At 67.7% G+C, this 26,155-nt stretch carries 19 protein-coding genes and 2 pseudogenes; 18 read left to right on the forward strand and 3 right to left on the reverse strand.

What is annotated here, in order from left to right; translation table 11 throughout:
* Nucleotides 1–43: 43 nt before the first annotated feature.
* A complete protein-coding gene (locus JN22_RS08360) occupies nucleotides 44–3,127 on the reverse strand; it encodes a M10 family metallopeptidase C-terminal domain-containing protein (RefSeq protein ID WP_143268223.1) in 3,084 nt (1,027 codons plus the stop codon).
* A 192-nt stretch (nucleotides 3,128–3,319) separates the two neighbouring features.
* Nucleotides 3,320–4,459: a glycosyltransferase family 4 protein gene (locus JN22_RS08365; protein WP_223677632.1), complete on the reverse strand. Its 1,140-nt coding sequence runs from the start codon at nucleotides 4,457–4,459 to the stop codon at nucleotides 3,320–3,322.
* Nucleotides 4,460–4,560: 101 nt separating this feature from the next.
* Here JN22_RS08365 and JN22_RS08370 point away from each other — a divergent pair, with 101 nt between their 5' ends.
* The 7 genes from JN22_RS08370 (at nucleotide 4,561) to JN22_RS08400 (ending at nucleotide 10,958) form a co-directional block, all read left to right on the forward strand.
* Nucleotides 4,561–5,010 carry a hypothetical protein gene (locus JN22_RS08370; protein WP_085553528.1) on the forward strand — a complete coding sequence of 150 codons (450 nt, stop codon included), beginning with the start codon at nucleotides 4,561–4,563 and terminating at the stop codon, nucleotides 5,008–5,010.
* 10 nt (nucleotides 5,011–5,020) lie between these two features.
* Nucleotides 5,021–6,925: a tetratricopeptide repeat protein gene (locus JN22_RS08375; protein WP_085553529.1), complete on the forward strand. Its 1,905-nt coding sequence runs from the start codon at nucleotides 5,021–5,023 to the stop codon at nucleotides 6,923–6,925.
* Between the two features lie 143 nt (nucleotides 6,926–7,068).
* A complete protein-coding gene (gene rfbC, locus JN22_RS08380) occupies nucleotides 7,069–7,620 on the forward strand; it encodes a dTDP-4-dehydrorhamnose 3,5-epimerase (protein WP_085553530.1) in 552 nt (183 codons plus the stop codon).
* 34 nt (nucleotides 7,621–7,654) lie between these two features.
* Nucleotides 7,655–8,722, forward strand: a complete 1,068-nt coding sequence (rfbB, locus tag JN22_RS08385; protein WP_085553531.1) for a dTDP-glucose 4,6-dehydratase — start codon at nucleotides 7,655–7,657, stop codon at nucleotides 8,720–8,722.
* Nucleotides 8,719–9,627 carry a dTDP-4-dehydrorhamnose reductase gene (rfbD, locus tag JN22_RS08390; RefSeq protein WP_223677633.1) on the forward strand — a complete coding sequence of 303 codons (909 nt, stop codon included), beginning with the start codon at nucleotides 8,719–8,721 and terminating at the stop codon, nucleotides 9,625–9,627. The genes rfbB and rfbD overlap by 4 nt, the downstream gene beginning before the upstream one ends.
* Nucleotides 9,628–9,637: 10 nt before the next feature.
* Nucleotides 9,638–10,519 carry a glucose-1-phosphate thymidylyltransferase RfbA gene (gene rfbA, locus JN22_RS08395; RefSeq protein ID WP_085553532.1) on the forward strand — a complete coding sequence of 294 codons (882 nt, stop codon included), beginning with the start codon at nucleotides 9,638–9,640 and terminating at the stop codon, nucleotides 10,517–10,519.
* 169 nt (nucleotides 10,520–10,688) lie between these two features.
* Nucleotides 10,689–10,958: an FkbM family methyltransferase gene (locus JN22_RS08400; protein WP_085553533.1), complete on the forward strand. Its 270-nt coding sequence runs from the start codon at nucleotides 10,689–10,691 to the stop codon at nucleotides 10,956–10,958.
* Between the two features lie 36 nt (nucleotides 10,959–10,994).
* On the opposite strand, the pseudogene JN22_RS08405 reads toward JN22_RS08400, so the two are convergent.
* Nucleotides 10,995–11,405 (reverse strand): annotated as a pseudogene (locus JN22_RS08405) (integrase core domain-containing protein); the annotation flags it as partial.
* Between the two features lie 113 nt (nucleotides 11,406–11,518).
* On the opposite strand from JN22_RS08405, the gene istA (JN22_RS08410) reads away from it, so the two are divergent.
* From istA (JN22_RS08410) to JN22_RS08460, 11 genes and pseudogenes are all read left to right on the forward strand, one after another.
* Nucleotides 11,519–13,039, forward strand: coding sequence for an IS21 family transposase (gene istA, locus JN22_RS08410; RefSeq protein WP_085551985.1), 1,521 nt, complete (start codon nucleotides 11,519–11,521; stop codon nucleotides 13,037–13,039).
* The gene (gene istB / locus JN22_RS08415) at nucleotides 13,026–13,757 is read left to right on the forward strand and encodes an IS21-like element helper ATPase IstB (RefSeq protein ID WP_085551984.1); all 732 of its coding nucleotides are present in this window, start codon (nucleotides 13,026–13,028) and stop codon (nucleotides 13,755–13,757) included. The genes istA (JN22_RS08410) and istB (JN22_RS08415) overlap by 14 nt, the downstream gene beginning before the upstream one ends.
* A 205-nt stretch (nucleotides 13,758–13,962) precedes the next feature.
* On the forward strand, nucleotides 13,963–14,337 hold the full coding sequence (locus JN22_RS08420) for a hypothetical protein (protein ID WP_143268225.1): 375 nt from the start codon (nucleotides 13,963–13,965) through the stop codon (nucleotides 14,335–14,337).
* A 208-nt stretch (nucleotides 14,338–14,545) separates the two neighbouring features.
* Nucleotides 14,546–15,829 (forward strand): annotated as a pseudogene (istA, locus tag JN22_RS08425) (IS21 family transposase).
* Nucleotides 15,826–16,698, forward strand: a complete 873-nt coding sequence (istB, locus tag JN22_RS08430; protein ID WP_085553534.1) for an IS21-like element helper ATPase IstB — start codon at nucleotides 15,826–15,828, stop codon at nucleotides 16,696–16,698. The pseudogene istA (JN22_RS08425) and the gene istB (JN22_RS08430) overlap by 4 nt, the downstream one beginning before the upstream one ends.
* Nucleotides 16,699–16,892: 194 nt before the next feature.
* Complete coding sequence (locus tag JN22_RS08435) at nucleotides 16,893–18,392, forward strand: tetratricopeptide repeat protein (RefSeq protein WP_085553535.1); 1,500 nt, start codon at nucleotides 16,893–16,895, stop codon at nucleotides 18,390–18,392.
* Nucleotides 18,379–19,119, forward strand: coding sequence for a class I SAM-dependent methyltransferase (locus JN22_RS08440; protein WP_085553536.1), 741 nt, complete (start codon nucleotides 18,379–18,381; stop codon nucleotides 19,117–19,119). The genes JN22_RS08435 and JN22_RS08440 overlap by 14 nt, the downstream gene beginning before the upstream one ends.
* Nucleotides 19,120–19,616: 497 nt before the next feature.
* Nucleotides 19,617–21,782, forward strand: coding sequence for a peptidase domain-containing ABC transporter (locus JN22_RS08445; RefSeq protein WP_085553537.1), 2,166 nt, complete (start codon nucleotides 19,617–19,619; stop codon nucleotides 21,780–21,782).
* Entirely contained in the window at nucleotides 21,779–23,203 is a 1,425-nt protein-coding gene (locus JN22_RS08450) for an HlyD family type I secretion periplasmic adaptor subunit (RefSeq protein WP_085553538.1), read from the forward strand. The genes JN22_RS08445 and JN22_RS08450 overlap by 4 nt, the downstream gene beginning before the upstream one ends.
* 27 nt (nucleotides 23,204–23,230) lie before the next feature.
* Nucleotides 23,231–24,688: an SEL1-like repeat protein gene (locus JN22_RS08455; RefSeq protein WP_085553539.1), complete on the forward strand. Its 1,458-nt coding sequence runs from the start codon at nucleotides 23,231–23,233 to the stop codon at nucleotides 24,686–24,688.
* Entirely contained in the window at nucleotides 24,685–26,010 is a 1,326-nt protein-coding gene (locus tag JN22_RS08460; RefSeq protein WP_085553540.1) for a tetratricopeptide repeat protein, read from the forward strand. Before JN22_RS08455 ends, JN22_RS08460 begins: the two co-directional genes overlap by 4 nt.
* Nucleotides 26,011–26,155: the final 145 nt, after the last annotated feature.

Below are 26,155 nucleotides of genomic sequence, written 5' to 3' on the forward strand. Positions count from 1 at the left end.
GGGGTGAAAGCTTTGCCGAGGGGGCCTTGCGCCTACCGCCGGATCAGCCGGCCAGAAGCTGGGACGCCCCGATCCCGGCCGCGCCGAAGAGGCCCAGCAACCGCACCTCTCCGGCGGCCAGCCACCCGTCGCCGTCGCCATCGGTGATCAGGTAGACACCGGTGTCGACACCGTCGCTGGCCACCGCAAGCGCGCTGATACCCGCCACTCCACCGGCCATCTTGCCGATTCCTGCACGCAGGTTCACGAACCCCTCGTCGGTCAGGCTCGCCAAGGCGACCGAGAGCAGGACGGCCTCGTCGGTGACGAGATTGATCTGGTTTGTGTTCCGCACCGCCGTTTGCAGCGCGCCGTTGGCGTTGCGGTCGACGAAACCAGCCATCTGGCCGGCCACCACCACCGCATCGCCCGTCCCGAAATTGGTGATCCTGTCGTAACCGACGGAAGCGCCGGGACCGCCGCCGTCCCCCACGCTCCGGAACACCACGCGGTCGCCGGCCTGTCCGGCCGCCAGCGTCACCGCGTCGGCGCCACCACCGCCCTCGAAGCGGATGGCGCCGGCGGCCACCGTGACCGTGTCGGCGCTGACGCCGCCAACCAATGTCTCGACGCCGGTCACCGTCAGCGTGTTGGTCGAATCGCCGAGAATGAGCGTGTCCATCCCGGCGCTGCCGGCAATGGTCTCCACCCCGCGCGTGACGAGGGTGCCGGCCGCCCCCAGCGTGACCACGTCCATGGCGCCGCCGCCGATCAGATACTCGATCCCGCTGGCAACCATCGTCGAGCCGGCGTCGTTCAGCACGACGATGTCGGTGCTGGTGCCGCCCGTCAGCGTCTCGATCCCGCCGATGGTCATGAAGTTGGCGGAGTTGCCGAGAATCAGCGAATCGGTGCCGATGCCGCCGGCCAGCGTCTCCAATCCGCGCACGATGACGGTGTTTCCGCCGTTCGCGAGCGCCACGATGTCGATGCCGGCACCGCCGATCAGATACTCCAGCCCGGTGGCGATCAGGGTCGATCCTCCGGCGGCGAGCACGACGATGTCGGTGCTGGTGCCGCCCGTCAGCGTCTCGGTCGCACCGACGGTGATGAAGTTGTAGGAATTTCCCAGGGTCACCGCGTCGATCCCGGCCCCCCCGATCAGCGTCTCCAGCCCGCGCACGGTGACGGTGCTGCCGCCCGCCCCCAGCAGGACCAGATCATTCGCGGCTCCGCCGACCAGATACTCGATGGCGGCAAAGGCGGTGAGGGTGTTGCCGCCGTCGCCAAGCATGATGACGTCCTGGCCGGCGCTGCCGACCAGCGTCTCGACCCCGCGCGTGATGAGGGTGTTGCCGGTGCCCGCCAGCATGGCGATGTCCTGGCCGGCGCCGCCGATCAGGTATTCGATGCCGGCGGTGATCAGGGTGGAGCCGCGCGCGCCGGTCAGGATGATGTCGGTGCCGGTGCCGCCGACGATCGTCTCCAGATCCTCGACCGTTGTCAGATTGCCGGAGTTGCCGAAGGTCACCACGTCGTTGCCGGCCCCGCCGGTCAGTGTCTCCAGCCCACGGACGATGATGGTGTTGCCGCCCGGGCCGAGCGTGACGGCGTCCACCCCGGCGCCGCCGATCAGGTACTCCAGCCCGGCAAAGGCCAGCATGGTGTTGCCGCCGTCGCCGAGCGTGACGATGTCCTGGCCGGTGCTGCCGACCAGCGTCTCGATCCCGCGCGTGATCAGGGTGCTGCCGGTGCCCGCCAGCATGGCGATGTCCTGGCCGGCGCCGCCGATCAGATACTCGATGCCGGTGGCGATCAGGGTCCCGCCGCCGTTCGCCAGCACGATGATGTCGGTGGCGGCGCCTCCGATGAGGGTCTCGATGCCGGCGATGATGCTGTAATTGGCGACGGTGCCCAGCGTCACCACGTCGTTGCCGCCGCTGCCGACCAGCGTGTCGATCGCCGACATGACGATGGTGTTGCCGACGTCGATCAGGATGACCCGGTCCTGCCCGGCGCCGCCGATGAAGTTCTCCAATCCGGTGGCGCGGACCACGGTGCCGATGGCGCCGATGGTGAGGGTATCGATCCCCGATCCGCCATCGACCGTGACGATGCCGCCGTTGACGATGATGCTGTCGGCACCGCCGCCGCCGCTGATGGTGTCGTTGCCGCCGCCGCCGTTCAGGACGTTGTCGATGGCGTTGCCGCTGATGGAATCGTCGCCCGATCCACCGTTGGCGTTCTCGATGGTGGTGCCGTAGGCGATGGAGAGGTTGGCGACCGCTCGACCGCCGCTGCCGTTGGGCCCGATGGAGCTGAAGCTGCCCGGGGCGAGGTTGATGACGACGCTGGCGGTCTGCCCGCTGGCGTCCAGCGTGTCGGTGCCGCCGGCGTCCCAGATCGATCCGCTGACCACGGTGGCGGCGCTGTTGTAGCTGTAGGTGGTGTTGCCGCTGCGGGTCGTGGTGTTGGCCCCGTACAGATACTGGATCGCCGCGATGTCGTAGAGCACCGGTCCCGTCAGCAGGCCGTTCAGGCCCAGGCTGGGGTGGTCGTTGTAGGACATGACGGTGTATTGGGTGCTGTCCTCGGCCGTCGGCAGGTAGGGCGCCTCGGTGCCCCCACCGCCGGCGTTGTAGTTGCCGGGGTGCTTCAGGCCGATGGCGTGGCCGATCTCATGGACGATCGTCTCGTAGCCGTAGGTGCCGGCGGTGGGGGAGGTGTTGCTGGACGCGTCCTTGGCGAGATAGACGTCGCCGCCCGCCGCCAGAGAGGCGTTGGGGTAATAGCCGTAGCCGGAACTGACGCCGCCCTGGCTGTTGGTGCCGAAGCGAAGCTGGCCGCCGGCCCCGCCGTCGGCCACTTCGGTGAAGGTGATGTTGGCGACCTCCGTCCAAGCGGCGAGGGCCTGACGCACGGCGGCCCTCTGGGTCGCGTTCATCGGCGCGAAACCAGCGGCATCACCGGCATCGGCGTAGGATGGCACGCTCTCCATGAAACTGAAGGTGACGGACGCGGCGTTGCCGGGCGTGGCGACGCCCCATTTCGGCGTGCCCACCGGCAGCAGCGCGGCGATGTAATAGGCCAAGTCCGCCGACGGAGTGGGCGCGGCGTTGGGGGCGAGTTCCGTGGCGTCCGTGCTCATGTCCGTCCGTGCAGCCTTTCCGCTGTGACCCAACGGCCGATCACTGCGGCGGCCGCCATCTTCCGTTTCTCCATCGCACGCCGCCCGCTGTTCCGCTAGAGCCGATGGGTTCCAGCAAGCATTGGGCCGAAACGGCATCCTCCGCAACGGCTCTGGGAAGAAAAGGCAGACGAATCAACTGTACGGATCGGTTCAAGAGCCCGCGCCGTCCTCAGCATCCCGGACAGTTCCCGGGACAACGGAACGGAGAAGGCCGGCCAGCCGGGGGGCAACCGCTTGCAGGGAGTAGGCGCGTTCGATCTTGGCCCGGCCCGCCGCTCCCATCCGGTGGCGCAAGGCCGGGTCGACGGCGAGCCGGCGCAGGGCGGTCTCCCAGCCGGCAGGACCGTCGGCGAGCAGGCCGGTGACGCCGTCCTCCACGATGGTCGGGTTGACCCCGACCGGCGAGGCGATGGCCGGCTTGGCGCAAGCCATGTACTGGATCAGCTTGTAACCGCACTTGCCCCGCTCCCACGGGCTGTCGAGCAGCGGCATCACCCCGGCGTCCAGCCCCTCCAGCGCCGCGACCTCGCCCGCCTCGCTCCAGGGAATCCGCTCGGCATCGAGACCCGGCAGGGCATCCCCGCCCGCACCGATCAGCACCGGGCGGACCAGCCCCTCGGCGCCCAGCCGGGCGAGCGGTTCGGCCAGAAGGTCGAGGTAGGGTGCCGTCACCGGGGAGCCGATCCAGCCGACGCGCAGCGGTCCGTTCCGCTGGGGCGCCGCACCGGACCGCACCGCCGGATAACGGTCGAGATCGACCACGGTCGGCAGGATCTCTACCCGGCGGGCGCCGGCCCGCCCGGCCCGCTCGGCGAGGTAGCCGTTTCCGGCGGTGACCAGCGCCGCCCCCCGCATCAGCCGGTCGAGCTTGCTGCCGAGCAGCCGGCGGACCAGCGGGCGGCGGTGCAGGTCGTAATGGTGGAACCAGGCGTCGTCGAAATCGACGACGTAGGGCGGTGCCGCCGCCAGCAGCAGGCGCTCGACCCCATAGGGCAGCCAGGGCAGCGTTTCCTTCTCGATCCACAGCAGGTCGTGGCGTCCGGCGCCCAGCAGGGTGGCGATCCGGGTGGCGTAGCGGCCAGCCACCTTCGCCAAGGGCCAGCGGCGCCCGGCGAAGAGCGCGTCGAGATAGGCGTCGGGGAAGAAGGGCGCGACCTCGACCTCGATCCCGTCCGCCGCCAGACGGGGCAGGAACTGGTCATGCCGCATCCGGCTGCTCGGCCCCTTCCGGCCGTAGCGCGACAGCAGCAGGACGCGCAAGGCGCCGGAGGAGGAGGGACGTCTGACCATGGCGCCTCTTCTAGCAGCCGGGTGGCCGCCGCCGCCAGCGGCAAGCATTGCCTTCGCCGCCACGCCCTGTCTATACCCAACGGGCCGCAGGAGCTCGCCCAATGAACGCCTTGTCCCCCGCCGTCCCCCCGGTCGCCGCCCGTTCCCGTCTCGTCATCAACGTCGAGATGGACGACCGCACCGTCCTGTTTCCCGACGGCAAGTTCCTGTCCCATGTCGGGGTGCACGAAACGGACGGCACGGACATCCGCCTGGAAGGGGTGTTCCATTTCAACGAGGAGCGGGCCGATCCGGTGCTGGCCACGCTGGACGTCGAGGAGGCCCGCGATTTCGGGCGCGCCATCCTGGACGCGGTGTTCCAGGGGCGCACCCAGCATGTCCTGTCCGAGACGTCCAGGATCGCGGTGATCTTCAACCCCAACGGTTTCGTCCTGAAATTCGGCGAGGAACGCATGCTGAAGGAGCTGTTCATCGCCTCGCCGGCCATCGTCCGGCTGTCCCAGGGCATCCTGCGCATGGTGGACCGCGTGTCCGCCCTGCCGCGCCACTGAGCGCCCGGCCATGGCGACCATCGCGGAAGCCCTGTCCGCCGCCGTCCAGTGCCTCGGGGCCGGACGCCTCGCCGACGTCACGGTCATCTGCCAGCGGATCCTGGCGGTGGACGGCGCCAACGCCGACGCCCTGCATCTGTGGGGGCTGGCGGCCCGCCAGGCGGGACAACTGGACGAGGCGATCGCCCTGCTCGGCCGGGCGGTGGAATCCCGGCCGCTCTTTCTCGCGACCCGCATCAACCTCGCCAACGCCCTGCGCGCCGCCGGCCGGCACGCGCAGGCCGGGCGGGCCTACCGCCTCGCCCTGGCCGCGAACCCGGAGGCCGGATCGGCTTGGCATGCGCTGGGCGGCTACCTGACCCGGGAAGGCGGATCCGCAGCCCGCGACGAGGCGATCCGCAGCCTGCGCCGGGCCGCTCTCCTCACGCCAAGCGACGGCGAGATCCTGCACGATCTCGGGTTGGCCCTGCGCTACGCCGAACGCGCCGAGGAGGGGATCGCCACCCTGCTCCAGGCGACCCGCGCCCGTCCGAACATGGCCGTCATCTGGATGAATCTCGGCACGTCCCTGGTGGAGAGCGGCGAGCATGCCCGGTCGCTGGCGAGCCTGCGCCGGGCCGTGGCCTTGTCCCCGGACCGGGCGGAGATCCACTACAACAACGGCAACGCCCGCCACGCCGCCGGCGACCTGGAGGAGGCGCTGCGCGCCTTCCGCCGGTCGGTGCTGCTCGGGTTGCCGGCGGCGCGGACGCGCGTGGCCATGGTCCTGCACGACCTCGGGCGCCGGCGCGACGCGGAGGAGATGTACCAGCGCGCGCTCGCCGAGGATGCCGACCCGCCGACCGCCATCGAGCAGCTCGCCCGGCTCTTCGTCGAGGGGAAACGGCTGGAGGAGGGACGTGTCCTGTTCGCCAGCCTGATCCGCGCCGAACCGCTCGGCCGGATCTACCGCGGGGAGCTGCTGACCGCGCTCGCCGACCTCGATCTCCACGATGGCCAGGTGGACCGCGCGGCGGCGTTGCTCGGCAGCGTCCGGGGCGATGGCGGACGCTTCTTCACCGTCAAGTCGATCGCCGCCCTCCGCCAGACCCTCGCCCGCCTGGGAGCGACGCTGGAGCGGCCATCCAGCCCCGATCCCGGCCGGCCGGCGGTCACCTCGTCGACCCTCGCCTCGCTCGGCCGCTTCGCCCACAACGCGCTCGAGTATGTGCTGGTGCGGCTCTACGCCGAGAAACACGGTTTCGCGCTGGAAACCCCGGAATGGGTCGGCGGCTATTATTTCGAGATCGACGATCCCCTGCCGTCGCGTCCCTACCGGCCGCTCTACTACCCGCGCCGTCCCCTGAACCGGCATCTGTCCGGCGCCGCGACGGAACCGCCGCCCGCGGGTGTCGATTTCCGTTCCCCCCTCTTCCTGCTGGAGCACAAGGCGGAATACCGCGAGCGGGTGCGGTCCTGGCTGCGGCCGCGCGCCGTCTGGTCTCCCTTTCTCGACCCGGCGCTCGACCGGCTCCGCGCCATGGGCGACACGGTGGTGGCGATCCACATCCGACGCGGCGACTTCGTCCAGTTCAACTATCCGATCACCGAAACCGCTTGGTACGCCGACTGGCTGCGCGCGCTGTGGCCGACGCTGAAGCGGCCGGTGCTCTACATCGCCAGCGACGATATCGACGGGGTACGGCGCGACTTCGCGGAGTTCGCGCCCGTGGTCCGTGCCGACGTCGCTCCCGACTGGCCGAACCTGGAATTCCTGCAGGATTTCCATGTGCTGATGCACGCCGACATGGTGGGAGTCAGCACGGCGAGCGGCTTCAGCCTGCTGGCCGCGCAGTTGAACAGCCGCGCCACCCTGTTCATGGAGCCGGATGTGGCGGGCCGGAGCGTGCGCGCTTTCGACCCCTGGACCGCCTGACCCCGTTCTCCGGCCTTTTGCGGGACATGAATGGGACAGGTCGGACGGAAGCCGCCTCCGGTCGAAGGCCCGTCCATTGATCCATGCCCGCGGCGCGGCTATGGTCGGGCCACCCGACCGCAAGCGCGAGAGTGCCGCCGATCATGGACGTCGTTTCCCTGGACATTCCTGCCGTCAAGATCATCCGTCCCCGGAAGTTCGGCGACCATCGCGGCTTCTTTTCCGAGACCTACAACCGGAAAGCCTTCGAGGCCGCCGGCATCGAGCTGGACTTCGTGCAGGACAACCAGTCGCTGTCGGCGGAGCCCGGAACCCTGCGCGGCCTGCATTTCCAGACCCCGCCCTTCGCCCAGGACAAACTGCTGCGGGTGGTGAAGGGAGCCGTCTTCGACGTGGCGGTGGATCTCCGCCGGGGCTCGCCGACCTACGGCCGGCACGTCAGCGCGGTGGTCAGCGCCGCCGACTGGAACCAGATCCTGGTGCCCGTCGGTTTCGCGCACGGGTTCTGCACGCTGGAACCGGACACCGAGGTCATCTACAAGGTGACCAACTACTACTCCCCCGCGCACGACAAGGGCTTGGCCTGGGATGATCCCGAGCTGGGGATCGCATGGCCGCTCCCGGCCGGCGGGCCGGTGCTGTCGGACAAGGACCGGCTGCACCCCCGGTTGGCCGATCTTCCCGCATATTTCTGACCGCGCCCCGCGCGTTGCGAAAGGTTTTCATGACATGAAGCGGATCCTCGTCACCGGCGGCGCCGGGTTCATCGGTTCGGCGGTGGTCCGCCAGCTGCTGGCGGAGACGGACGCCTTCGTCATCAATCTCGACAAGCTGACCTACGCGGCCAACCTCTCCTCCCTCCCGGGGGGGGCGGACCATCCGCGTTATGCCTTCGAGAAGGTCGATATCTGCGACGGCGCCGAGCTGGCCCGCGTCTTTCGCCAGCACCGGCCCGACGCGGTGATGCATCTGGCCGCCGAATCCCACGTCGACCGCTCGATCGACGGGCCGGGCCAGTTCATCCGGACCAACGTGGTCGGCACCTACGAACTGCTCCAGGCCGCCCGTGCTTATTGGCAGGATCGGCCGGCCGGCGAGCGCGAGGCGTTCCGCTTCCATCACATCTCCACCGACGAGGTGTTCGGCTCGCTGGGCGCCGACGGCTTCTTCACCGAGACGACGGCCTACAGCCCCAACTCGCCCTATTCGGCCAGCAAGGCGTCGAGCGACCATCTGGTGCGTGCTTGGCACGAGACCTATGGGCTGCCGGTGGTGCTGACCAACTGCTCCAACAATTACGGCCCCTACCATTTCCCGGAGAAGCTGATCCCGCTGATGATCCTCAAAGGGTTGTCCGGACAGCCGATGCCGGTCTACGGCAAGGGCGAGAACATCCGCGACTGGCTCTACGTCGAGGACCACGCCCGCGCCCTGCGCTTGGTGCTGGAGAAGGGCCGGATCGGTGAGAGCTACAACATCGGTGGTCACAACGAGCGCACCAACATGCAGGTGGTGACCACCCTCTGCGCGCTCCTGGACGAGATGCACCCGCAGGGCGCTCCCCACGCAAGGCTGATCACCCACGTCGCTGATCGGCCGGGCCATGACCTGCGCTACGCCATCGACGCCGGCAAGATCGAGCGTGAGCTCGGCTGGCGCCCGCTGGAGACCTTCGAGAGCGGGTTGCGACAGACCGTCGCGTGGTACCTCGCCAACCGGGACTGGTGGCAGGCAATCCTCGACGGCTCCTACCAGGGCGAGCGGCTGGGCCTGACGGATGCGGGAGCCCAGGCATGACCACCTCCCCCATGACGGTCCTGGTCCTCGGCAGCAACGGCCAGCTGGGCTTCGAGCTGATGCGCGCCGCCTGGGCGCCCGGCACCCGGGTCGTCGGGCTGCCCTATCCGGAGTTCGATGTGACGCGGCCGGGCGACGTGGAGGCGGCGGTCAGCACCCACGCTCCCGACCTGGTGATCAACGCCACCGCCCACACCGCGGTCGACAAGGCGGAAAGCGAATCGGACCTCGCCTTCGCCATCAACCGCGACGGTCCGGCGGCGATGGCGGCGGCCTGTGCCGCGCGCGGGCTTCCGCTGATCCATGTCTCGACCGACTATGTCTTCGACGGCACCAAGCCGGCGCCCTACGTCGAGGAGGACCCAATCAATCCGCTCGGCGTCTACGGCGCCAGCAAGGCGGCGGGCGAGGAGGCCGTGCGGACGGGCGTGGTGCGCCATCTGATCCTGCGCACCTCCTGGGTCTACAGCGCCTACGGCAACAATTTCGTGAAGACGATGCTGCGCTTTGGGCGCGAGCGCGACGAGATGCGGGTGGTCGCCGACCAGACTGGCGGCCCGACCGCGGCCGCCGATCTCGCCGCCGTCATCGTCCATGTCGCCGCCCGCATCGCCGCCGGCGAGGGCGGCGCCCTGTGGGGCACCTATCACCTGACCGGCGGCGGCGTCACCACGTGGCACGGCTTCGCCGACCGCATCTTCCAGCGCCTGGAGGAGCGCACCGGCCGCCGCCCACGCCTCGTCGCCATCGCGACCAGCGACTACCCGACCCCGGCGCGCCGCCCGGCCAACTCCCGGCTCGACTGCACGAAGGCGCGGGAACGCCTCGGCGTCGCGACGCCCCCCTGGGAAGAGAGCCTGGACCGCGTGCTCGACGAGCTTTTCACCAACCCGCCGCAAGCGTGAGGGACATCCGATGAAGGGCATCATTCTGGCCGGCGGTTCCGGCACGCGGCTCTACCCGGTGACCCGCGCGATCAGCAAGCAGCTGCTGCCGATCTACGACAAGCCGATGATCTATTTCCCGCTGACCACGCTGATGCTGGCCGGGATCCGCGACATTCTGATGATCACCACGCCGCATGACCAGCCCCTGTTCCAGGCCATGCTGGGCGATGGGGCGCAATGGGGGATCAACCTGACCTACGCGATCCAGCCCTCGCCGGACGGGTTGGCGCAGGCCTTCATCATCGGGCGGGAGTTCGTCGGCAACGACACCTGCGCGCTGGTGCTGGGCGACAACATCTTCTACGGCCACGGCCTGACCCAGCTTCTGAAGACGGCGGGGGAAAAGGCCAGCGGCGCCAGCGTCTTCGCCTACGCCGTGCGTGATCCGGAACGCTATGGCGTGGTCGAGTTCGACGCGGGGGGGCGTGCGGTCTCGATCGAGGAGAAGCCGGTCAAGCCGCGCTCCAAATGGGCGGTGACGGGGCTGTATTTCTACGACAACGACGTGCTGGAGATCGCCCGCTCGATCAAGCCGTCGCCGCGCGGCGAGCTGGAGATCACCGACGTCAACGCCGCCTATCTGGAGCGCGGCACGCTGGCGGTCGAGCAGATGGGGCGCGGCTACGGCTGGTTCGACACCGGCACCCACGACAGCCTGCTGGAAGCGGCGGAGTTCGTCCGCACCATCCAGAACCGCCAGGGCATGCAGATCGCCTGCCCGGAGGAAATCGCCTACCACGCAGGCTGGATCGACACCGCCCAGGTCGAGCGACTGGCGGCTCCGCTGAAGAAGAACGCATACGGCCGCTACCTGTTGGAGCTGATCGAGGGACAGCGGCTGGACACGTGACTGGAAAAGAGGTGTCGCCCTTCCAGTCGTGCTGAACAGAGCGAGGAAGCCTGTCTTCGTGACATGATCTTCCTCTGTCGATCCCAGGGGTGAGTATTCTGCAATGAAAACTTATGCAATTACAATCCCTGATGGGGTCAAAGTTGTCACCGCTGCTGATGTCGGTGGCATGACACCCTACATTCTTTTAGAGCTTGAGGATTGGTTCGAAGACGAGATCACATTTGTCCGGACGTGTGTCGAACCGGGCACCCAGGCCTTCGACATCGGGTCCAACCATGGTGTTTACGCGCTTGCCATCGCCGCGCGGTTGGGACAGTCCGGGCATGTCTGGGCCTTTGAACCAACCCGGAAGCCACTGGCGATGCTGCGTGCCTCGGTCGCCGAGAATGGCTTCGATCATCTCATGACCATCGTCGACTGTGCGCTGTCAGACTGAACCGCGCCGAATTTCCCGGAGGCCATTTGTGTTGAGTCACGCCGCGCTGGCGACGTCCTCGGTTTGAGCATAATAGCGCGCTTCGGCCTCGGCGGGAGGGATGTTGCCGATGGGTTCGAGGAGGCGCCGGTGGTTGAACCAGTCGACCCATTCCAGGGTGGCGAACTCGACGGCTTCCAGGGTGCGCCACGGCCCACGGCGCTGGATCACCTCGGTCTTGTAGAGGCCGTTGATCGTCTCGGCCAAGGCGTTGTCGTAGCTGTCGCCGACGCTGCCGACCGACGGCTCGACGCCGGCGTCGGTAAGACGCTCGGTGTAGCGGATAGCGACATATTGCGACCCACGGTCCGAGTGGTGAATGAGACCGCTGCCTTTGGCTGGTCGGCGATCATGGAGTGCCTGTTCCAAGGCATCCAGGACGAAGCCGGCGTGAGCGGTACGCGCTGTGCATCGGCCTGCAACACTGGGCCAGTTTCAGGGGTGATCGGCGTCCAATAACCAGCCACCCCTGATCTGGCAGACTACGACCCTGGGTTTGGACGACAGGGTGGCGGACAGGGATGTTGACGGTGGAGACGATCGCACGGATACGACGCGAGCACGCGAAGGGGAAAAGCATCCGGGCCATTGCCCGGTCGCTGAAGGTGTCGCGGGAGACGGTGACGAAATACCTGCGTTCGGGCGAGACGGCGCCGCGCTACGAACGCCAGCACCAGCCGCTTCCGAAGTTGGCCGGGTTCCAGGAGGAGCTGGAACGGCTGATCACGGAGAACGAGCGGCGGCCGGTGCGTGACCGGCTCGACTACCTGGGGCTCTTCGGACGGCTGAAGGATGCCGGGTTCCAGGGCGGCTACGACACGGTGCGGCGCTACATCAAGCGCTTCAAGCAGCGCCAGCCGCCGAGTGGGCCGGTGAACGCCTACGTTCCGCTCACCTTCGCCCCGGCCGAGGCGTACCAGTTCGACTGGGCGGAGGAGTGGATCATCCTGGACGGGGTGACAACCAAGGTGCAGGTGGCCCATGCCCGCCTGTGCCACAGCCGCATGCCGTTCGTGGCGGTCTACCCGCGCCAGACCCAGGAGATGGTGTTCGACGCCCACGCCCGTGCCGCGGCCTTCTACGGCGGCCTGTGCGAGCGCGGCATCTACGACAACATGAAGACGGCGGTGGACGCCGTATTTGTCGGCAAAGAGCGCCGCTTCAACCGCCGCTTCGCCCAGATGTGCTCGCATTACCTGGTCGAGCCGGTGGCCTGCACCCCGGCTTCGGGCTGGGAAAAGGGCCAGGTCGAGAACCAGGTCGGCACCTTGCGCCAGCGGCTGTTCACGCCGCGGCTGCGGGCCAAGACGCTGGAAGAGGTGAACGAACGCCTGCACGACGAGGTGATCGTCTGGGCCCAACAGACGTCGCATCCAGAGGATAAAAGCCGGACGGTGTGGGAGGTGTTCCAGGCGGAGCGGCCGGCGCTGATCACCGTGAGCGATCCTTTCGACGGCTTCCACGAGGCCACGCTCAGCGTCTCGAAAACCTGCCTGATCCACTTTGACCGCAACCGCTACAGCGTGGCCGCGGTCGCCGCCGGAAAGCCGGTGCAGGTCCGCGCCTACGCGACACGGATCGTGGTGTGGTTCAACGGGGCGATCGTCGCCGAGCACCCTCGAGCTTTCGGGCACGGCCACACGCGGTACAATCCGCTGCACTACCTTCCGGTTCTCGTCCGCAAGCCGGGGGCGCTGCGCAACGGGGCGCCGTTCCGGGACTGGGATTTGCCGCCAGCCCTGGCGACGGTGCGGACCCGCCTGGGCCGCGGCGACGACGCTGACCGGCAGTTCGTTGGCGTGCTCGCCGCCATCCTCACCGATGGCCTGGAGGCGGTGGAGGTCGCCTGCCGCGAGGCACTGGCGAGCGGTACGCACAGCCGGGACGTGATCCTGAACATCCTCGCCCGGCACCACGACGTCACACCGGCACCGGCCATGGCGGTGCCGACGGCGTTGACGCTGTCCATCGAGCCGGCCGCCGACTGCGGGCGCTACGACCGCCTGCGCGCGGTGCGGGAGGGCTGCCATGGAACGGCATGAGCTGATGGCGCTGATGGCCGAGCTCAGCTTGGCCGGCATGCGTGCCGCCTACGACGAGGTGATGGGCGACGGGCTGAAGCGGCAGCGCACCGTCCAGCAGATCCTGGGCGATCTGCTGGCCGCGGAGCGGGCGGAGAAGCAGGCGCGCTCGATCCGTTACCAGCTCGGCGCCGCCAAGCTGCCCCTGGCCAAGACGCTGGCCGAGTTCGACTTCACCGCCAGTCCCCTCAACGAGGGGCTGGTGCGCGACCTGCACGATGGCGGCTTTCTGGAAACCCAGCGCAACGCCGTGTTCATCGGGGGAACCGGGACCGGCAAGACGCACATGTGCATCGCCATCACGGCCAACTGCGTGCGCCGCGGCGCCCGTGCCCGGTTCTTCAACGTCATCGACCTGGTGAACCGGTTGGAGGCCGAAGCCCGAACCGGGCAGGCGGGCAAACTCGCTGACCAGTTGACCCGCGTTGATCTCGTGGTGCTGGACGAACTCGGCTACCTGCCGTTCTCACAGAGGGGCGGCCAACTGCTGTTCCACGCGCTCAGCCAGTTGTACTCGCGGACCTCGGTGTTGATCACCACCAACTTGAGCTTCGCTCAATGGCCGACGGTGTTCGCTGGCGACGCCAAGATGACCACCGCTTTGCTCGACCGGCTGACGCATCACTGCGACATCCTGGAAACCGGCAACGAGAGCTGGCGGTTCAAGAACCGCTCCTGATCCAAAGCCTTCCCTCCGTCCGTTGCCCAGGGGGCCCACAGGCCCCTCCCGTGGACTCCCTGGACAACAGGTTCTGCAACCGCAAGCGTGGCTGGAAATTGCAAGCCGATTGACACCCGAGGCAGCGATACGCATCGAAGACCATCCCGCAGTCCGCTTGAGCTATCTACGGGCTCTGCGCGCCACCGGAAGACGCGACGCGGTCATGCGCCACCTGCGCTCCATCACTGAAATCGGAACTCGGGCGCTCGCCACGGAATTGATCCGGCGCCCGTTCCTGCCTGCTTCAGCGTTGTGGGATCAAAGACCCGTCATCGGGGAATTCGAAGCTTGGTGCACAGCCATGCTGGCAGACACATTGGCCGATTGCTCGCACTATTCCACATACTTCAATCAGGAATGCATACAAGCCCTTTGGGATGTAAAGGGAAATCTAAACTGCACAATTGGCATGTATCGTAGATTGTTTTCGGTTTTCATTCGTTCAGGCCGCAAGATTCAATTTTCCGATTCAGGGAACGATATTTTTTCCATGCCCGCGCAGAGCATCGGAATGCAGATATATGGAGAGAGCTCCTGAACGGGTGACGCGAAATCGGAAGCGCCAAAATCCAGCGCCCACAAACAGCAAGCATGGATTTGGTGTCAGTGCCAGTTGAATACTCCCCAGAAGTGGCGGCTGAAAAATCCCCAGGCTGACGCAACGGCATGGCTCCGAGGCGTACGCCCCGGAGCCATGCGGCTGTCGCTCGCCCATGATCCCCTCCATCGACGGAGGGAGGGCGCGCGTGGTCAGACTTGGGGAACTCGTCATGATTCTCGATCTCGCCCGCCAGGGCATGTCGGTGTCGGCGATCGCGCGCCGCACCGGCCATGACCGCAAGACCATCCGCAAATACATCGCCAAGGGGCTCGAACCGCCGGCCTACAAGCCCCGGCCACCACGTCCGACGCTGGTCAGCCCCTTCGAGACCTACCTGCGCGAACGCCTGTAGGCTTACCCCGAACTCAGCACCAAACGGCTGCTGCGCGAGATCCGCGAGCGGGGCTATGAAGGCGGCTACACGATCCTGAAGGCGGCGGTGTGCACCATCCGCCCCAAACCCGCACCGGCCTTCGAGCGCCGCTTCGAAACCCCGCCCGGCAAGCAGGCCCAGGTCGACTTCGCCTTTTTCAAGACCACCTTCACCGACGAGCCCGAGGCGGAACGGGTCGTCTGGTTCTTCTCCATGGTGCTTGGCCACAGCCGCATGATGTGGGCCCGCTTCGTCGCCCGCCAGGACCTGCCGACCGTGCTCCGCTGCCACATCGCCGCCTTCGAGGGCTTCGGCGGCGTGCCCGGGCAGATCCTCTACGACCGCATGAAGACCGCCGTACTCGGCGAGGCCGAGGACCCGGACCAGCCGGGCCAGGGCATCGCCTACAACGCCAAGCTCCTCGACCTGGCCGCCCACTATGGCTTCCTGCCCAAGGCCTGCAAGCCCTACCGCGCCAAGACCAAGGGCAAGGTCGAGCGGCCCTTCCGCTACGTGCGCGAGGACTTCTTCCTGGCCCGCAGCTTCCGCAACCTCGACGACCTGAACGCCCAGTTCACCCAGTGGCTGGACCAAGTCGCCAACGTCCGCCTGCACGCCACCACCCAGCGCGTCGTCGTCGAGCATTTCGCCGAGGAGAAGGAACACCTCAAGCCCCTGCCGGCCGGCCCCTTCACCAGCGTGCTGGCCCTGGAGCGCCGGGTCACCCGCGACGGCATGGTCTCGGTGGGCGGTAACCTCTACTCCGTGCCGGACAGCACCCGCCGGCGGGCCGTGGAAGTGCAACTCACCGCCGACACGGTGACCATCCTGGAGGACGGCGCACCCATCGCCATCCACCCGGCGCTGGGCGGCCGCGGCCAGCGGCTCATCGCCGCCGGGCACCGCACCCAGCCCCCGCCGCCCAACAGCCAGACGCCCCGGGATGGCGCCGCCGCTGTGCCGCAGCCGCCGGGCGATACCGTCACACCCCGCTCGCTGGCCATCTGCGACGCCATCGGCCGCCGCCTCGCCGGCCAGCCGGAGCGCGTCCAATGACCGCCGCCACCCTGGACGCCGGCCCGGCCACCCTCGACCGCATCCGCCAGTATCTGGTTGGGCTGAAGATGCCGCGCGCGCTCGAGGCACTGGAGCACATCCTGCGCCGCCTGGAGCGCGGCGAGATCTCCGCCCTGGAGGCCATCGACGCCCTGCTCGGCGAGGAGCTGACCTTGCGCGAGGGCCGCCGCGTCAAGGCGGCGCTGAAGATCGGTCGGCTGACCACCATCAAGACGTTGGCCGGCTTCGACTTCTCCTTCCAGCCCTCGCTCGACCGCGACCGCATCATGACCTTGGCGCAACTCGACTTCGTCGACCGGCACGAGGTGGTCCACTTCCTCGGCCAGCCCGGCTGCGGCAAGACGCACCTAGCGATCGCGCTGGGGGGCGAAGCGGTCAAAGCCGGGCGCTCGGTCTACTTCGCCACCCTGGCCGACATCGTCGGTTCGCTGGCCAAGGCCGAGCGGGAGGGAGCCCTGCGTGAGCGCCTGCGCTTCCTGTGCCGGCCGCAGTTGCTGATCGTCGACGGGATCGGCTACCTGCCGGTCATCGCCGGCGGCGGCAACCTGTTCTTCCAGCTTGTGAACGCCCGTTACGAGCGCGGTGCCATGATCCTCACCTCCAACCGCGGCTTTTCCGAATGGGGCGACGTCTTCGGCGGCACCGTCGTCGCCTCGGCGCTGCTGGATCGCCTGCTTCACCACGCTGTCGTCGTGCAGATTGAAGGCGCCAGCTACCGCCTGCGCCGTCACGCCGAGCTGATCCCGGAAAACACCCGAATCCGCCCGATCACCACTCCGCCACCGGCACCACGCCGCCGGGGCCGACCACCGAAAACGAGGCCCACCGACCCCAAAACCAATCCATGAGCACACGAACCGTCTGGGGATTTTTTGCCCGCCCGAACTGAGGAATTTTCATCCGGCCTTTACATTTGGGAAGCTCTTGACCGTCGGACGGTACCAGTGCCCCTCACGGTCCACCTCAAGGGGGCCGGTTGCGGCGGCAAGCCAGGTTGGCTACAACAGGCGCCGGATCCAAAACATCAGCATGGACAAGGCGCGTGAGCCAGCAGACTGCCTCCCCCCAGAGCGTTTCGAGCGCCGTTGACTGGGTCCAGCGCTTCAACCAAGGGGCTGCGCTGTTCAACGCTGGCCGCCACGCCGAAGCTGAAGTCTGCTTCCGCGACGCGGCCCACGCCCAACCGAACCATCCGGTCCTGCTCCTGAATCACGCGCTGACCTTGCGCGTCCTGGGACGGCAGAACGAAGCCCTGGAGGCCTTCACCCAGGTGTTGCGGTTGGATCCCAACCATGCCGACGCGCTTTTCCAGGTGGCGGGGATCCTGACCGACCTGCACCGTGGGGCCGAGGCGGTCGCCGCCTACCGCGCCCTGGCCGCTGTCCGCCCTGACTACCCCGAAGCCATGCTCTCCTTCGGCAATCTGCTGATGCGCATGGGCAATCCCGAGGTGGCGGAACTGGCCTACCGCCAAGCCGTCGCCTGCGACCCGGCGTCGGCGTCGGCGACCAACAATCTGGGCGCTGCGATCCTGATGCAGAACCGCCACCAGGACACCGCCCCGATCTACCGCCGCGGCGTCCGGCTGGCGCCCGACTCCGCCGAGTATCACAAAAATCTCGGCACCTGCCAGATGATGGACGGGAAATACGAGGAAGGCACCCGCGAGTACGAATGGCGGGTCGAGCAGCCGGTTTGGAAATGGAAGCGCGATTTCCCCGGCAAGCTGCTGTGGGATGGATCGCCCCTTCAGGGCAAGACGATTCTGGTCCATTTCGAGCAGGGGCTGGGCGATTCCTTCCAGTACATCCGCTACATGCCGGTGCTGCAGGCGATGGGCGCGCGTGTCGTCTTCGAATGCCAGCCGATCCTGAAGCGCGTCCTGTCCAGCGCGCCGGGCGTGGACGTCCTGATCGGTCATGGCGAGCCGATCCCCGATTTCGACTGCTACGTCTCGTTGATGAGCCTGATGCACCGGCTGGGCACCACCCCCGACACGGTGCCGGGCGGCGTCCCCTACATCCACGCCGAACCTGAGCTCAAAACCCGGTGGCGCGCCCGCATGGATCTCTCGGAGTTCCGCGTCGGCATCAATTGGCAAGGCAACGAGACCGCCAAATCGATCCCGCTGGAGCTGTTCCTGCCGATCTCCCGCATCCCCGGCGTGCGGCTTTACAATCTCCAGAAGGTCAATGGCCTGGACCAGCTCGAACGGCTGCGCGGCACCCTGCCCCTCGTCGACTGGACGGCGGAGATGGACACCGGACCCGACGCCTTCCTCGACACCACGGCCGTGATGGCCAACATGGATCTGGTCCTGACCTGCGACACCTCCGTCGTGCATCTGGCCGGCGCCATGGGCTGCCCGATCGTGATGCCGTTGAAATGGTTCGCGGACTGGCGGTGGCTGCGGGAGCGGGAGGATTGCCCCTGGTATCCCACCATGCGGATCTTCCGCATGGTGCGTCGCAACGACTGGACCGAGGTCATGGAACGGGTCACCACGCACATCCGACGGCTGGTCGACGATGCCCGCCGGTAAGGGGATCGACAACAAGTCGGTCTACGCCCGCCCGGATGTGGCCGAACAGTTCGACGCCCAGAGGCGCATCGGCGAGGACGATTTCGTCTATCGCTGGGAGGTCGACCGCTTCGTCGGGCAGGCACGCCTTCTCATGGGCTCCGAAGCGCCGGGCTCCGTGGTCGACGTCGGGGCGGGCACCGGCAAGCTGTCGCTCGCCTTCGCCCGGCTGGGCTGGCGGGTGACCGCCTTCGACCATTCGGACGCCATGCTCGCCCAACTGGTCCGCAAGGCGGAGGCGGAGGGCTTGACCATCGCCTGCCGGTCCGGCGACATCCGCGACCTGGAGCGGGAATTCTCCGGGGAGCGGCACGATGTCGCCGTCTCCTCCCGTGTCCTGATGCATGTGGCCGATCCGGCTGCCATGATCGCCGGCATGGTGTCGGTTGCCGACCGCGGCGTGGTTCTGGACGCGCCGCGCCGGCTCAGCCCGAACCGCCTGCTGGTGGCGGCCCGCGCCCTGACGGGCGGCGAGGTCTACCGCTGCTTCGACGACGCCTTCCTGACCGGCACGCTCGCACGCCACGGAGCCGACACGGTGGACCTCGTCCGCATGTTCACGCTGCCGATCAGCCTGCACGTCAAGCTGCGCAGCCCGGCCTTGTCCGGCACCCTTGAAGCGGGATTGGCGCCGTTGCGCGGCCTTGCCTCCACCGCCTTCGTGACGGCGCGCCGGCGCGCGGGGTAAGGCCCTCCCATGGTGCCCGCTCCGCCCCGTTCCGACATCCACATTCCGGTTGCGGGCTCCGCACCGGATAAAGATGACAGGGTCGGATGGAAAAGGTAGTTTCCCGCCGAACGCGGGGTTTCCGGTATGGACACCCGCCACGCCATGCAGGAAGAGGTCCGGTTTGCTGATTGTCGATGGCCCGACCGCTCGCTGTCCGCGGCCTGCCTGAACGCGGATGTGGTTCGGAATGTCGGACGCAAGGACGGCATGGTCCCGTCAGCGGCGCGCGGCGCCTGCGGACTGCCGGCAAATGTCCCTGGATTTCCAGACCGGTCTGCTTTTCCTTGGGTGGTGGGACATGATGCCCGCGCCTGACGGCCGGCGCGCATCCCGGCAAGGGGCAGGCGGCCGATGAGCGGGGTGAGGCGGCCCGGCGGAACGCGGCGCGGGCCATGGCCCGCAATGGTGGGCGGTGCGGCTGGTGGACGTGCCGCCGGAATGGGAAAGACGGAACAATGAGCTTGGATGTTGCCTGCGCCCACACGACGGTTCGCTGCCTGGCGAACGTCGCCCGGCTCCGCGGGGTCGAGACATCGGCCGAACGGCTGATCCACGACTACGTGCTGGGCAACCAGGAAGCGACGATGTCGCAGATCCTGCGCATGTCCCGCGACATCGGCATGAAGGCCAAGCTGGCGACGCTCGGTTGGGACGACCTGTTCCAGTTGAACGACGCCTTCCCGGTCGTCGTTTTCCTGAAGAACGGCAACGCCATGACCGTCACCGGGATCGGGCAGCGCGGAAACACGCGCCTCGTGATGGTCCAGGATCCGCTGGCCGAGGATGCCGGCCTGCTGGCGCTCGACGAGGAGCGCTTCACCCGAGCCTGGACCGGTTCGGTCCTCTTCCTCAAGCGCAAGCTCGACGCCAACCATGAGGATCGTCCCTTCGGCTTCCTGTGGTTCGTGCCGGAGATCATCCGGCAGCGCCGGCTCTTCCGCGACGTGGCGATCGCCTCGATCATGATGAGCATGCTGGCCCTGGCGATGCCGATCTTCATCCAGCTCATCATCGACAAGGTGCTGGTGCACCACAGCATCGGCACGCTCTACATGCTGGCCGGCGGCATGCTGTTCGTCGTGCTGTTCGAGACGCTGTTCACCTACCTGCGCCAGTTCATGATCCTGTTCGCCACGAACAAGATCGACAGCCGGATCAACGTCAAGACCTTCAACAAGCTCGTCAGCCTGCCGATGGACTTCTTCGAGCGCAGCTCGGCCGGCGTGCTGCTGAAGAACATGTACCAGACCGACCGCATCCGCAGCTTCCTGACGGGCCAGGTCTTCGCCTCGCTGCTCGACACCGTGTCGCTGCTGGTGTTCGTGCCGATGATGTTCTTCTACAACCCGACGCTGGCCAGCATCGTGCTGGTCTTCACCCTGCTGATCTGCGCCGGCGCCGCGATGACCATGCCGATCATCCGGCGGCGCCTGACCGACGTCTACGAGGCCGAGGCCCGGCAGCAGTCTTTCCTGGTCGAAAGCATCCAGGGCATGCGGACGGTGAAGTCGTTGGCGCTCGATGCCCGGCAGCGCCACGAATGGGACAGCCGCGTCGCCCGCACCATCAGCGTCCGCTTCAACGTCGCCAAGCTCGCCCTCTTCCTCCAGGCCCTGACCGGGCCGCTGGAAAAGCTGATGCTGGTCACGGTGATGAGCGTCGGCGCCTACATGGTGCTGGAAGGCGAGATGCTGATCGGCGCGCTGATCGCCTTCAACATCATCACCCAGCGCGTGACCGGTCCGCTGGTCCAGATGTCGCAGCTCATCCAGCAGTTCCAGGAGGTCTCCCTCTCGGTGAACATGCTGGGCAGCATCATGAACCACCCGAGCGAGCAGGGCCGCACCGGGCGCGGCATCCGCGCCCCGCTGGAGGGGCAGGTCGAGTTCCAGGACGTCCGCTTCCGCTACGCCAGCGGCTCGGCCCCGGCGCTCGACGGCGTCTCCTTCACCATCCCGCAGGGCACCATCTTCGGCATCATGGGCCGCTCCGGCTCGGGCAAGACCACGGTGACCCGGCTGCTGCAGGGGCTGCATTCGGCGCAGGAGGGACTCATCAAGGTCGACGGCCACGATCTGCGCGAGATCGACCTCGACCATCTGCGCTCCTCAATCGGCGTGGTGCTGCAGGAGAATTTCCTGTTCCGCGGCACCATCCGCGAGAACATGACGGTCGGCAAGCCGAACGCCTCGACCGAGGAAATCCTGCGCGCCATCCGGCTGGCCGGCGCCGACGAGTTCGTCGAGCGCCTGCCGCGCGGCCTCGACACCATGCTGGAGGAAGGCACCGCCAACCTGTCCGGCGGTCAGCGCCAGCGTCTGGCCATCGCCCGCGCCCTGCTGCGCGACCCGCCGATCCTGATCCTCGACGAGGCGACCAGCGCGCTCGACGCCGAGAGCGAGGCCATCGTGCAGGCCAATCTGATGAGCATCGCCCAGGGCCGTACCCTGATCATCATCTCGCACCGCCTGTCCTCGCTGGTGCCCGCCCACGCCATCATGGTGCTGGAGCGCGGCAAGGCGGTCGACATGGGGCGGCACCATGAGCTGCTCGGCCGCTGCGACATCTACCAGAGCCTGTGGAACCAGCAGAACCGTCACGTGAAGGGGATCGAGGCATGAGCGGCCAGAAGCTCGCCGTCATCCAGACCGCCAAGGTTCCGGTCACGGTCCCGAAGCAGTCGGTCGAGGAGCGTAGGGAGGCCAAGCGGCAGGCCGAGATCGCCCGCGTCATCAACCAGTTCCAGTCCGACGCGACCGAGATCGACACCCAACCCGAACCGATCATGGCGCGGGCGACGCTGTGGGTCTTCGCCACGCTCGTGGTCTTCGCCATCGGCTGGGCCAGCGTCGCCACGATCGACCGCATCGTGACCGCCCGCGGCAAGGTCGTCTCGATTACTCCCAACATCGTCGTCCAGCCGCTGGAGGTGGCGACCGTCCGCTCCATCGACGCCAAGGTCGGCGACGTGGTGAAGGCCGGCACCGCGCTCGCCACGCTCGACCCGACCTTTACGATGGCCGACGTCGACCAGATCGAGGCGCGCATCGCCAGCCTGGACGCCTTCATCGCCCGTCTGGAGGCCGAGCAGGCCCGCCGCCCTTACAGGCCGGACGCCAACAGCCGCTTCGACTACGGCCTCCTCCAGGAGGCGATCTGGAAGGAGCGGCAGACCCAGTACAGCGCCCAGATGCGCGTCTACGACGAGCGCATCTCGCGGGCCATGGCCAACGTCACCTCGCGCGAGCGCGAGCGCGAGTATCTCGCCTCGCGTCTGAAAATCCTGCGCGAGGTCGAGGGCATGCGCGTCGAGCTGGAGGCGTCGAAGACCGGCAGCCGCCTGAACTCGCTGGCCGCGCGCGACACCCGCATCGAGATCGAGCGCAACCTGTCCAACGCCGAGAACGCCCTGATCGAGAACCGCCACGAGCGGGAATCGATCGAGGCCGAGCGCGACGTCTTCCAGCGCCAGTGGGACGGCAAGACCATCGAGGACCTCGTCGCCAAGCGCAACGAGCGCGACAGCCTGAGCGAACAGTTGGTCAAGGCGCGCAAGAAGCAGGCGATGGTCCGGCTGGAAACCCCGGTGGATGCCGTCGTGCTGGAGGTAGCGCCCAAGTCAGTCGGTTCGGTCGTGCAGGAGGCGGAGCCCTTCTTCAAGCTGGTCCCGGTCGACGCGCCGCTGGAGGTCGAGGCCAACATCCAGGCCCGCGAGCTGGGCTACGTCGCGGTCGGCGACCCGGTCCAGATCAAGATCGACGCCTATACCTTCCAGGAGCACGGCATGGCCGAGGGCGTGGTCAAGGTGATCACCGGCGACGCCTTCACCGAAAGCCGCCCCAACGGCGACCTGCCGCCGGGCTCCTACTACCGGGCGCGGATCGAGCTGACCAAGGTCGACCTGCGCAACGTGCCGGCCGATTTCCACCTCGTTCCGGGCATGCCGCTCAACGCCGAGATCAAGATCGGCGAGCGCAGCGTCATCAGCTATTTCCTGCGGCCCCTGCTGCGCGGTTTCAACGAAAGCATGCGCGAGCCGTAAGGCGCCGCGTCCGGGAGCGTCCGTTCCATGATCCGCAAGCTTCTGCGTCCCTCCGACCGCGCACCGCGCCGCAGCGGCGCCGTCGAAGCCGGCCTATCCGCCTTGGCGCAGGGCGACTTCGCCACGGCGCTCGCCGAATTCCGGCCGCTGGCCGAGGCGGGCAACACCGAGGCGCAGTTCCAGCTGGCCCAGATGTACGCCTCCGGCCAGGGCGTCACCCAGGATTTCGGCGACGCCGCCTTCTGGCTGCGCAAGGCCGCCGGGCAGGATCACGCCGAGGCTCAGTTCAAGCTCGGCCTGTGCCTCGTGTCCGGCCAGGCCGCTCCGCGCGACGACCACCCGACCGTGCGCTGGTACCGCGCCGCCGGTGCCCGCAACGCGGCGGCGGCGCAGGCGAACCTCGACCTCCTGCATCCCAACGGCCTCGGCATTCCGGTGAATGTCGAGGAGGGCATCGGTTGGTACCGCAAGGCGGCGGAGCAGGGACTGCTGCCGGCACAGACCGCGCTTGGCCTGTTGTGCATCGCCGGCCAGGGCATGCCGCGCGATGTCGATGAGGGGCTGCGGTGGCTGAACGCGGCGGCCGGGCGGGAATATCCCGGCGCGCTGTACCATCTGGGCGGCCTCTACGCCAGCGGCGAGGTGGTCGAGCGGGACCCCGCCCGCGCCATCGCTCTCTATCGCCAAGCGGCCGAGCACGGGCATGTGGTCGCCCAGCTCAACCTCGGCCTGATCTACGCCAACGGCCAAGGTGTCGAGCGCGACTACGCCGAGGCGGTGCGCTGGTACCAGGCGGCCGCCGAGCAGGGCAATTCGGCGGCGCAGGTCAATCTCGGCCTGATGTACGCCAACGGCCAGGGTGTCGAGCGCGACTACAGCAAGGTCATCGAGTGGTTCCGCAAGGCGGCGGAGCAGGGCAACAGCTCGGCCCAGTTCAACCTCGGCTTCATCTTCGCCAACGGCGTCGCCGGCCGCCAGGACAACGCCGAGGCGGTGATTTGGTACCGCAAGGCGGCCAAGGCCGGCAACGTCGCGGCCCAGGTCAATCTCGGCCTGATGCACGTGAACAGCCAGGGCGTGATGCAGGACTACAACGAAGCCGCGACCTGGTTCCGCATGGCGGCCGATCTGGGCAACGCGGTGGCCCAGGCCAATCTCGGGCTTCTCTATCTCAACGGGCGCGGCGTCACCGCCGACCCGGTCGAAGGGGCCCGCTGGTTGACCAAGGCGGCGGCGCAGGGCAGCGTTCCGGCGCAGATCAACCTCGGCCAGATGCATGTGGACGGGCAGGGGGTCGAGCCGGATCCGATCCGCGCCTACATGTGGTTCAGCCAAGCGGCCTCCGCCCTTCAGCCGGGCGACGAGTTGAACCGGGTGACGGCGAGCCTGAACGCCATCGCCGCCAACCTCACCTCCGAAGACATCAACAAGGCGATGGAACTGGCCCGCACGCTGCGCGGCCAGCCGGCAGGGCTAAGCTCATGAGCAACGACAGCACGGCGCAACCGGTCATCGACATTCCCCTGATCGAGCGGATGCTCGCCGCCAACCCGCGTGACGGTGGGGCCTGGAGCACGCTGGGCGTTCTGCTGCGCCGGGCCGGCAAGCTGAGCGCGGCGGCCGCCTGCCACGCCCGGGGCGTTTCCTTCACGCCCGGCCACGCCGGCATCTGGTCCAACCTGGGCAACGCCCTGGTCGACCTGGGCCGTTACGACGAAGGGATCGCCGCCCACCGCCAGTCCTGCGAGCTGGCCGCCGGGACGGTGACTTCCTGGTTCAACCTTGCCATCGCCCTGCGCAAGGTCGGATTCTTCGCCGAGGCTCTGGAAGCCCTTGATCGCGGCTTGGCACTGGAGCCGGACAACGCGTCGTTGCAGTGGGAACGGTCGCTCGCCGCCCTGCAGATGGGCGACTACGACCAGGGCTTCGCCTTCTACGAGGCGCGGCGGGGGATCCCGGCCTACCGCAACCGGCTCCCCTCCGGTCCGGCTTGGGACGGCGGTCCTCTGAATGGGCGCCGCATCCTGCTATCCACCGAGCAGGGATTCGGTGACGCCCTGCTCGTCGCCCGCTACGTCTCGCTGGTGAAGGCGATGGGCGGGACCGTCCTGTTCGAATGCCATCCGGAACTGCGGACCGTGCTGTCCGGCCTGCCGGTGGACGAAGTGGTGACGGCGGGAGCCGACTATCCGGCTTACGACGTCTATGCCTCGCTGATGAGCCTGCCGAGGCTGCTCGGCACCCGTTACGACACGATTCCGGCCCCGACCCCGATCACCATCCCCACCGCCGCGCGCGAGAAGGCGGCCCGCCTGCTGGGTCCGCGTGATGGCGCCCTGCGCGTCGGCATCGTCTGGTCGGGGCGGGTGACCTTCGCCGACAACGCCCGGCGCGCCACCACGCTGGACCGTTTCCTGCCTTTCCTGGAGGTGCCGAACACACGGTTCTACAGCCTGCAGAAAGGGCCGCCGGAAGCGCAGCTTGCCGAACTCGGGACCAGCGCGCTGATCCCGGCGCTCGGCCCTCAGTTCGACGATTTCGCCGACACCGCGGCAGTAATCGAGCAACTCGACCTCGTCATCATGACGGACAGCTCGGTTGCACACCTTGCCGGATCGCTGGGCAAGCCGATCTGGAATCTCGTCCAGCATGTCCCCTACTGGATCTACGGCTACGAGGGCGACCGCACCCCTTGGTACCCATCCATGCGCCTGTTCCGTCAGGGCCGGGACGAGAACTGGGATGCGGTGTTCGAGACGGTCAAACGAGCGCTGATGGAACAGGCCGTTTCCAAGACACACGGTTGAGATCAGCTCCAGATCACTTGATTTCTAAGGCATCCCGATGATCCACGCTTCGGGGAGATACAGCATTTCCGGTAGTATGTCGCCGTGGACGTGGAGGTAGGCAAACAGGGCCAGCCAGCTGGTTCACAGTGTCTTGCTTCTGGAG

It is taken from the genome of Azospirillum agricola (assembly GCF_020005195.1).
Taxonomy (GTDB): domain Bacteria; phylum Pseudomonadota; class Alphaproteobacteria; order Azospirillales; family Azospirillaceae; genus Azospirillum; species Azospirillum agricola.

What these genes read in the sequence shown, in the direction of transcription:
- JN22_RS08360 (WP_143268223.1), bottom strand. Translation starts at nt 3,127, where the DNA reads ATGAGCACGGACGCCACGGAACTCGCCCCCAACGCCGCGCCCACTCCG.
- JN22_RS08365 (WP_223677632.1), bottom strand. Translation starts at nt 4,459, where the DNA reads ATGGTCAGACGTCCCTCCTCCTCCGGCGCCTTGCGCGTCCTGCTGCTG.
- JN22_RS08370 (WP_085553528.1), top strand. Translation starts at nt 4,561, where the DNA reads ATGAACGCCTTGTCCCCCGCCGTCCCCCCGGTCGCCGCCCGTTCCCGT.
- JN22_RS08375 (WP_085553529.1), top strand. Translation starts at nt 5,021, where the DNA reads ATGGCGACCATCGCGGAAGCCCTGTCCGCCGCCGTCCAGTGCCTCGGG.
- rfbC (WP_085553530.1), top strand. Translation starts at nt 7,069, where the DNA reads ATGGACGTCGTTTCCCTGGACATTCCTGCCGTCAAGATCATCCGTCCC.
- rfbB (WP_085553531.1), top strand. Translation starts at nt 7,655, where the DNA reads ATGAAGCGGATCCTCGTCACCGGCGGCGCCGGGTTCATCGGTTCGGCG.
- rfbD (WP_223677633.1), top strand. Translation starts at nt 8,719, where the DNA reads ATGACCACCTCCCCCATGACGGTCCTGGTCCTCGGCAGCAACGGCCAG.
- rfbA (WP_085553532.1), top strand. Translation starts at nt 9,638, where the DNA reads ATGAAGGGCATCATTCTGGCCGGCGGTTCCGGCACGCGGCTCTACCCG.
- JN22_RS08400 (WP_085553533.1), top strand. Translation starts at nt 10,689, where the DNA reads ATGACACCCTACATTCTTTTAGAGCTTGAGGATTGGTTCGAAGACGAG.
- istA (WP_085551985.1), top strand. Translation starts at nt 11,519, where the DNA reads ATGTTGACGGTGGAGACGATCGCACGGATACGACGCGAGCACGCGAAG.
- istB (WP_085551984.1), top strand. Translation starts at nt 13,026, where the DNA reads ATGGAACGGCATGAGCTGATGGCGCTGATGGCCGAGCTCAGCTTGGCC.
- JN22_RS08420 (WP_143268225.1), top strand. Translation starts at nt 13,963, where the DNA reads ATGCGCCACCTGCGCTCCATCACTGAAATCGGAACTCGGGCGCTCGCC.
- istB (WP_085553534.1), top strand. Translation starts at nt 15,826, where the DNA reads ATGACCGCCGCCACCCTGGACGCCGGCCCGGCCACCCTCGACCGCATC.
- JN22_RS08440 (WP_085553536.1), top strand. Translation starts at nt 18,379, where the DNA reads ATGCCCGCCGGTAAGGGGATCGACAACAAGTCGGTCTACGCCCGCCCG.
- JN22_RS08445 (WP_085553537.1), top strand. Translation starts at nt 19,617, where the DNA reads ATGAGCTTGGATGTTGCCTGCGCCCACACGACGGTTCGCTGCCTGGCG.
- JN22_RS08450 (WP_085553538.1), top strand. Translation starts at nt 21,779, where the DNA reads ATGAGCGGCCAGAAGCTCGCCGTCATCCAGACCGCCAAGGTTCCGGTC.
- JN22_RS08455 (WP_085553539.1), top strand. Translation starts at nt 23,231, where the DNA reads ATGATCCGCAAGCTTCTGCGTCCCTCCGACCGCGCACCGCGCCGCAGC.
- JN22_RS08460 (WP_085553540.1), top strand. Translation starts at nt 24,685, where the DNA reads ATGAGCAACGACAGCACGGCGCAACCGGTCATCGACATTCCCCTGATC.